The 7,634-nt window shown below is 55.0% G+C and carries 6 protein-coding genes and 1 pseudogene; 3 read left to right on the forward strand and 4 right to left on the reverse strand.

Annotated elements, in window-relative coordinates; all coding sequences use genetic code 11:
- Positions 1–14: 14 nt before the first annotated feature.
- Entirely contained in the window at positions 15–2,639 is a 2,625-nt protein-coding gene (metH, locus tag ACIQ2T_RS10655) for a methionine synthase (protein WP_397590793.1), read from the forward strand.
- Between the two features lie 94 nt (positions 2,640–2,733).
- Here metH and ACIQ2T_RS10660 read toward each other — a convergent pair whose 3' ends face one another.
- Genes ACIQ2T_RS10660 through ACIQ2T_RS10670 form a run of 3 tightly spaced genes read right to left on the reverse strand, consistent with a single transcriptional unit; the run spans position 2,734 to position 4,676 of the window.
- Positions 2,734–3,498, reverse strand: coding sequence for a TIGR02186 family protein (locus ACIQ2T_RS10660; protein WP_397590788.1), 765 nt, complete (start codon positions 3,496–3,498; stop codon positions 2,734–2,736).
- Positions 3,495–4,409, reverse strand: coding sequence for a sulfite exporter TauE/SafE family protein (locus ACIQ2T_RS10665; protein WP_397590789.1), 915 nt, complete (start codon positions 4,407–4,409; stop codon positions 3,495–3,497). Before ACIQ2T_RS10665 ends, ACIQ2T_RS10660 begins: the two co-directional genes overlap by 4 nt.
- Before the next feature lie 51 nt (positions 4,410–4,460).
- Positions 4,461–4,676: a hypothetical protein gene (locus ACIQ2T_RS10670; protein ID WP_397590790.1), complete on the reverse strand. Its 216-nt coding sequence runs from the start codon at positions 4,674–4,676 to the stop codon at positions 4,461–4,463.
- Positions 4,677–4,723: 47 nt separating this feature from the next.
- On the opposite strand from ACIQ2T_RS10670, the gene nhaA reads away from it, so the two are divergent.
- Complete coding sequence (gene nhaA / locus ACIQ2T_RS10675; RefSeq protein WP_397590791.1) at positions 4,724–5,944, forward strand: Na+/H+ antiporter NhaA; 1,221 nt, start codon at positions 4,724–4,726, stop codon at positions 5,942–5,944.
- Complete coding sequence (locus ACIQ2T_RS10680; protein ID WP_397590792.1) at positions 5,941–7,254, forward strand: hypothetical protein; 1,314 nt, start codon at positions 5,941–5,943, stop codon at positions 7,252–7,254. The genes nhaA and ACIQ2T_RS10680 overlap by 4 nt, the downstream gene beginning before the upstream one ends.
- Before the next feature lie 249 nt (positions 7,255–7,503).
- On the opposite strand, the pseudogene ACIQ2T_RS10685 reads toward ACIQ2T_RS10680, so the two are convergent.
- Positions 7,504–7,634: pseudogene (locus ACIQ2T_RS10685) on the reverse strand (electron transfer flavoprotein subunit alpha/FixB family protein); the annotation flags it as partial.

Below are 7,634 nucleotides of genomic sequence, written 5' to 3' on the forward strand. Positions count from 1 at the left end.
AAGTAGAACAAAAAATGTCTTCCCGCTCCTCTTCCTCGCGCTTCGTTAATATTGGTGAACGCACCAATGTCACTGGCAGCGCAAAGTTCAAAAAACTGATCCTTGCCGGCGACTATGAAGCCGCTGTCGAGGTCGCGCGCGACCAAGTCGAAAATGGTGCGCAGATTATCGACATCAACATGGATGAAGGCCTGCTCGACGCGCATGAGGCGATGACCACCTTCATCAAGCGCATTGCTGCCGAGCCCGACATTGCGCGCGTGCCGTTGATGATCGACAGTTCCAAATGGAGCGTGATTGAGGCGGGCCTAAAATGCGTTTCTGGCAAGCCGATCGTCAATTCAATTTCCATGAAAGAAGGCGAAGAGGCTTTTCTACATCATGCGCGTTTGTGCATGGCTTATGGGGCCGCGGTCGTCGTTATGGCGTTCGATGAAACGGGCCAAGCGGACACACAAAGACGCAAGGTGGAGATTTGCAAGCGCGCTTATGACCTATTGCTAGGCATAGGATTCCCGCCAGAAGACATAATCTTTGACCCAAATATCTTTGCCGTGGCAACGGGGATTGAGGAGCATAATAATTACGGCGTCGACTTTATCGAAGCGTTAAAGGAACTGCGTGTCCTGTGCCCGCATGCCCATTATTCGGGCGGGCTTTCCAACCTATCATTCAGCTTCCGAGGTAATGAACCGGTGCGCAGGGCGATGCATTCAATCTTCCTGTACCATGCAATTCCTGCCGGACTTGATATGGCGATCGTCAACGCCGGGCAGCTCGATATCTATGATGACATTGATGACGAATTACGCGTTGCGTGTGAAGACGTCATCCTCAACAGCGACCCCGATGCGACCGAGCGCCTGATCGCGCTTGCCGAAAAATATCGCGGGACAGATGTGGCGCAGGAAAAGGCTGAGGCCGAATGGCGCGGTTGGCCCGTCAATAAACGGCTTGAACATGCTTTGGTCAAAGGCATTGATGCGGATATCGTAGCAGACACCGAAGAAGCACGGCTTGCTATCAAAATGGCGGGTGGCCGGCCCATTGAGGTGATCGAAGGGCCGTTGATGGACGGCATGAACGTTGTTGGCGACCTGTTTGGATCAGGGCGTATGTTCCTGCCGCAAGTGGTGAAGTCCGCCCGCGTGATGAAAAAGGCCGTTGCGCATCTCTTCCCGTATATTGAGGCAGAAAAAGTGGCCGGCGCCAAGGGCAAGGGCAAGATCATCATGGCAACCGTTAAGGGCGACGTGCATGACATTGGCAAGAATATCGTTGGCGTTGTGCTGCAGTGTAACGGCTTCGAAATTGTTGATCTGGGTGTTATGGTTCCCTGGCCGACGATATTGCAGGCAGCGGTGGAGCATGACGCCGACATGATCGGGCTTTCGGGCCTCATCACCCCTTCGCTGGACGAAATGGTGACCGTGGCCGAGGAGATGGAAAAGGCGGGTATGACAATGCCGCTGATGATCGGCGGTGCAACCACGTCAAAAACCCACACGGCATTGCGTATTGAGCCGGTATATTCCGGGCCCGTCATCCATGTGTTGGATGCATCGCGCGCTGTTGGTGTTGCGGGCACTTTGGTCAGCGATACTATGGCGGACAAGTTTGTTGCGGACACCCGCGCCGAATACAGCCACATCCGCGACGCCCGTGCCGGCAAGACCGCAAAGCCGCTCGCCCCGCTCGAAGAAGCCCGCGCCAATGCGTTCGAAATCGACGAAAGCATGAAACCAGCCGCGCCGCGTCAGCCGGGCATTCATGCCTATGATGATTGGGACTTGGCGGACTTACGCAAATATATCGATTGGACCCCATTCTTTCGCGCGTGGGAATTACATGGCAATTATCCTGCGATCTTGACCGATGGAATCGTCGGCGAAAGCGCCACCAGCTTGTTTGCCGATGCCAATGCGATGCTCGATAAGATCATCAACGAAAAATGGCTTCGCGCGAAGGGCGTTGCCGGATTGTGGCCTTGCTGGCGCGATGGCGATGATGTGGTCGTTTATTGTGAGAAAACCGAAACGCACGTTCGTCTGCCGTTTTTACGGCAACAAATTGCTAAGCGCGAAGGCAAGGCGAACATGTGCTTGGCTGACTTTATCAGCCGCGATGGCGACTGGATCGGCGGCTTTGCCGTTACGACTGGCCACGGCATCGAGGCGCATTTGGCGCAGTTCAAAGCCAATATTGACGATTATTCTGACATCATGCTGAAGGCGTTGGCCGACCGTTTGGCCGAAGCCTTTGCCGAACGGATGCACGAACATGTCCGCAAGGATTTATGGGGCTATACACCCGATGAACAGTTCACGCCCGAAGCGCTGAACCGTGAGGAATATCGCGGCATTCGGCCCGCCCCCGGCTACCCCGCCTGCCCAGACCACAGCATGAAACCAACCTTGTTCGACCTTCTGGATGCTACGCATAAAACCGGTATCACGCTCACCGAAAGCTTTGCGATGCTGCCGACCGCAGCGGTGAGCGGTTTGTATTTTGGCCATCCGCAGTCGGAATATTTCGGTGTCGCACGGATTGGTGATGATCAGGTGGCGGATTATGCGTCGCGTCGGGGACTGGATCTGGACCGTGCACGGCAATATCTGCGGCCAAATCTCAACGAATGAAGGCATGGGGACCTGAGCGCAGAAGGGTAAAAAATAACTACCATCTTAGCGGGAGCAATATCGCAGTTCGGATTAACAACAATTAAAGCTTTAATCAGAGCCGATTAAAGACAAAACCAGCGAACCATCCCAGCAGCAACGATACAAGCACAGCCATCGCCCCGTAAAAAAGGGCGTAGTCCTTTGCCATGACCGTAACCAACTGTTCAAACCCGGTCTTTCGAATGCGCACTTCAACATTGTCATCGGCGACGATGACCCTGCCGTCGCGAATGAGCAAGGTTTCGGCGGTGTAGACGCCCACCGGAACGCTTGAGGGAATGTTGAGGCGGGCGCGATACAGGACTTGATCGGTGATTTCGACCGTACCGGCCTCTTGCCGAAATAGACCATTGCGGCGGTTTAAATCCACCAGCCCATCGGCAAAGCGGCGCTGTTCGGCAGCATCCACTTCACCACTTGGGGAGAGCTGCAAACGATCCAAGCCAAGCTCATAAATCGCGGCGGTCTTGCTGTTTACGATCTGCTCGAGTGGTCGTGAAGATGCGATGGCATAGTAAGATGGCACCGAGCGAAAATCACTGCTGTCCGCATTGATCCAAATGCCAGCGATTTTCTGTTTTTCGCGCAGGGTGATGGACCGGGTTGGACCACGCAGCACAACCGCTACATCAACCCTGCCCTCTGGAACAACGCCGCGCGGGTATATGATTGCGCCGAATAACAGCATTTCCGCGCCAGTGAAGCCCGATTGAATATCAATTTGACGCTGTGAGACGTCAGGCACCAGCTTGGGCACATTCTGTGCGCTTGCTGCGACCGGAAGCAGCCATAAAAATAAGGCCAACCAGCGTATCATAATGCTTGCAACGTGTAGATTTCGTCCGGCCGCCAACCAAGACCAAGCGCCATGCGGATTGCGACCAGTAGAACGATAGTGGCAAGGAAAAGGCGCAGATATTCTGGCCGCATACGCTGCGCCAAACGCGCGCCAATCTGAGCGCCGGTGACACTGCCGATAAGCAGAAATACGGCAAGAACGATGTCGACGGCCTTGGTGGTCAGGCTATGCATCATCGTAGACGCCATGGTCACAAACAAAATCTGGAATAATGACGTCCCTACAACCACCTGCGCGCCCATGCCCAAAAGATACAGCATGGCGGGCACCATTATGAAACCGCCGCCAACACCAAGCAGCATGGTCATAATGCCAGTGACGAAACCCAATATCAACGGCGCAAGCGGTGAAATGTAAAGACCTGAACGATAGAAGCGCCAGCGCATGGGCAGGCTGGCAACCAGCGGGTGATGCCGTCGCTTTGCCGCGACGACCGGCTTACCCGACCGGGTGGCACGCACGCTCGACAGGCTTTCTTTGGCCATCATGCCACCGATGCTGCCCAGCATGAGGACGTACAGAATGTTGATGACGGTATCAATCTGGCCGACGGATTCCAATATTTCAAAAATTGCAGCGCCCGCGCCGGTACCGAATATACCGCCTACGACGAGCACACCGCCCATCTGGAAATCAACACCGCCACGCTTCATATGTGCAAACACGCCCGACACGCTTGCACCGGTTACCTGCGTGGATGCGGACGCCGCCGCAACTGCAGGGGGGATGCCATAGAAAATCAACAAGGGTGTTGTCAGGAACCCGCCGCCTACGCCGAACATGCCCGAGAGCACGCCCACGCCGCCACCCAGCAGGATGATGACCAGCGCATTCACCGACAAATTGGCTATGGGAAGATATATATCCATGATCGACGGATAGACCCTAACGGCATTTCGCGGCAGGATAAAGGCTAGCGCTTAGAAACTGGTGGACAAGGTCACGGCGGGACCATTGCCGGGTTGGGCATCGCCCGCAACGCGAAATCGCCAACTTGCGTCGATCCGCAATCTGGCGGGTCCAGCGGGTACCCAGGCGCGCGCGGACGGCGCAACATCCAGACGCATGATGTCGCTTTGCCCGCCGCCCCATATGCCTCCACCAGCAGAAAGCTGCGCGCCACCTTGGCTGGCCAACGGCCCTTACTTGCTATGTTGCAGCCTGATGGCCATAGTAATTTTACATGATCAATATTCCAAAATCACTAACTAGAAAATCTGCTTTGCGGGCATTTTTGTCCAGCGGAGCGGCTGGTGGGATACTGCTGATGGTGGCGGCCGCGCTGGCCATGATCATTGCTAATTCAGTTTTTGCGCAAGATTACACCCATCTCATTCATGCGGTAATCGGCCCAGAATTGACGCCCAAGCTTGGGCCAATGACCATTCATCTGTGGATTAACGATGGCCTTATGGCGATTTTCTTTCTGCTCGTTGGCCTGGAGATAAAGCGCGAATTTGTGGATGGTCACTTGTCTACTTGGGCTGATCGCAGACTTCCGATGATTGCGGCTGCTGCTGGCATGATTGTTCCAGCTATCATTTATCTTGCTATTGCAGGCGGCGAGCCCGCGTTACGACGTGGTTGGGCCATTCCCGCTGCAACCGATATTGCCTTTGCCATTGGCGTACTTGCCCTGTTGGGCAGTCGTGCACCCGCGTCGCTGAAGCTGTTCCTGACGACGGTTGCCATTGTCGACGACATGGGGGCTGTTGCGATTATTGCTGTATTTTACACAGCCGAGCTGAACCTTGTCGCGCTGGCTGCTGCTGGAACCATCTGGTGCGCGATGTTGTTGTTGAACCGGTTTCGGGTCAATGTGCTTTGGCCATATCTGCTCCTAGCGGCCTTGTTATGGTATGCCACATTATTGTCCGGCGTCCATGCCACGATTGCCGGCGTGTTGGCCGCTTTTGCCATACCGTTCCGACGCACGCTTGCCGCCCCAGATGCGGCGGATTCGCCGCTGCATCGGCTGGAACATGCCTTGGTGAAACCTGTGGCATTTGTCATTGTGCCGATTTTTGGGTTTGCCAATGCTGGCGTTTCGCTGGAGGGCACAAGCTTCGCCGCACTTACCGCGCCACTTCCGCTTGCTATCGCAATGGGCCTGTTTTTGGGCAAGCAAATCGGCATTTTCACCAGCATTTGGCTTTCGGTTAAGCTCGGTATTGCTGTCCGGCCGTACAACGCCAGCTGGATGCAAGTCTTCGGCGTCGCCGTACTGTGCGGCATCGGTTTTACAATGAGCTTGTTTATAGGTGGTCTTGCTTTTGCAGGGCCAGCACAAGGTGACGCTGTCAAGATTGGTGTTTTGATGGGGTCGCTACTTTCCGCGATCCTGGGCTATAGTATTTTGCGCTTCGCCGCGCCTCGTAAGCGGCTCTCTGGAGATGCCATATGAAGTTTCGCAGTTACATCCTGCTGCTCACGTTGCTCGCTTCGGGCTGCAGCTCGGTTCCGGCGCCATCGGTTGCGTCACAGGCCGCGCCCTCAATGTCCCTGACTGACGTTTCTGACGCGTATATTCAATTGACGCTCGAAGCTGGCACGCATGAGGCGGAATATGTGGATGCATATTATGGTCCAGCTGCGTTGCAGGCCGCCGCCGCCGCAAACCCGCGTTCGCTTGTCGCATTGATTGCGCAAGCCAGCACACTCACCGCCGCCATTGATGCCGCGTTACCGGGCATCCAATCGGCACCGGATCGCCGCCGCGCACATGCGCTGCGCGGCATGCTTGTCGCTGCAGATACCCGCCTGCAGATGCTTCAGGGCCGCAAATTTGCGTTTAACGCAGAAGCCGAGGGCCAGTTTGCGACAGTTCCGAAATTAATGCCCTTGGCCCATTATGATGCCATTTTGGCTGGCCTTGAAAAGCTTATTCCGGGCGACGGCCCACTCGCAACACGGGTGGATAGCTTTAACGAGAATTATACGGTGCCCAAGGATCGGATGAAGCCCGTCTTCGACGCAGCGATTGCCGAGTGCAAGCGGCGGACGGAAGCGCACATCAACCTGCCGGCGGGTGAAACTTTTGATATGGAGTTCGTGACGGGGAAGCCGTGGTCGGGTTATAATTATTATAAGGGCAATTACAAAAGCCTTATTCAGATTAACACCGACCTCCCCATCCGCATCAGTCGCGCCGTCGATCTTGGCTGTCATGAGGGCTATCCCGGGCATCATGTTCTGAACCTGTTGGTCGAGGAACGACTGGCGCGCAAAAATGGCTGGAAGGAGTATGAGGTAAACCCCTTGTACAGCCCGACGAGCGTCCTTTCCGAGGGCAGCGCAAATTACGGCATTGATCTGGCGTTTCCGGCGCAGGAGCGCTTGGCCTTTGAACGCGACGTGCTGTACCCATTGGCTGGCCTGGACCCCCAGACAGCCCAAGCCTATTGGAAAATGCAGCAAATGACCGAGGCACTTTCGGGCGCGCGACTAACGATCGCAAAAATGTATCTGGACGATGAAGTGACGCGGCCACAGGCCTTGGCATTGACGCAGAAATATCTTTTACTTTCGCCCGCCCGTGCCGAACAATCGATTGGCTTTACGGACCATTATCGCAGCTATGTGATCAATTATGGCTGGGGCAAGGACTTGGTAAGGAACTATGTCGAACGCGGCAATCCGGCCCAAGCCGAGCGGTGGCGCCGCATGGAGAAGATATTGAGCGAGCCGACTTTGCCGTTTGACTTACTGCCTTAAGCAAATTGATAGCGGCATTATGACGCGAGATTGTCTTGGTATAACCTCCAGCGACAAGGGCGCAGCGCCAACGCTTAATCGGCCGCTATAGAAAGACACGGCGCTACCGGTAATTCGCGTTGGGCAAAGCAGGGGATAGAATGACGAGCGATGCCATGAGGACAAGTTAGACAAATCAACCCAGCCGCTGCAAGTAAAAATGGCGACCATTTCGGGCCGCCCTAAATTTTTACGTTATAATACAATATTTTATAGCTTCCCGACCAGCTCCGGCACAACCGTAAACAGGTCACCAACCAAGCCGATATCTGCGACCTGGAAGATCGGTGCATCTTCGTCCTTGTTGATGGCGATAATGACCTTAGAATCCTTCATACCGG

Origin of the sequence: Sphingorhabdus sp., assembly GCF_044357595.1 — a bacterium.
In the GTDB taxonomy this organism is placed as follows: Bacteria; Pseudomonadota; Alphaproteobacteria; order Sphingomonadales; family Sphingomonadaceae; genus Sphingorhabdus_B.

Bases quoted from the DNA above. Each gene is read 5' to 3' on its own strand.
- ACIQ2T_RS10665 (WP_397590789.1), bottom strand. From the start codon at position 4,409: ATGGATATATATCTTCCCATAGCCAATTTGTCGGTGAATGCGCTGGTC.
- nhaA (WP_397590791.1), top strand. From the start codon at position 4,724: ATGATCAATATTCCAAAATCACTAACTAGAAAATCTGCTTTGCGGGCA.
- ACIQ2T_RS10660 (WP_397590788.1), bottom strand. From the start codon at position 3,498: ATGATACGCTGGTTGGCCTTATTTTTATGGCTGCTTCCGGTCGCAGCA.
- ACIQ2T_RS10680 (WP_397590792.1), top strand. From the start codon at position 5,941: ATGAAGTTTCGCAGTTACATCCTGCTGCTCACGTTGCTCGCTTCGGGC.
- metH (WP_397590793.1), top strand. From the start codon at position 15: ATGTCTTCCCGCTCCTCTTCCTCGCGCTTCGTTAATATTGGTGAACGC.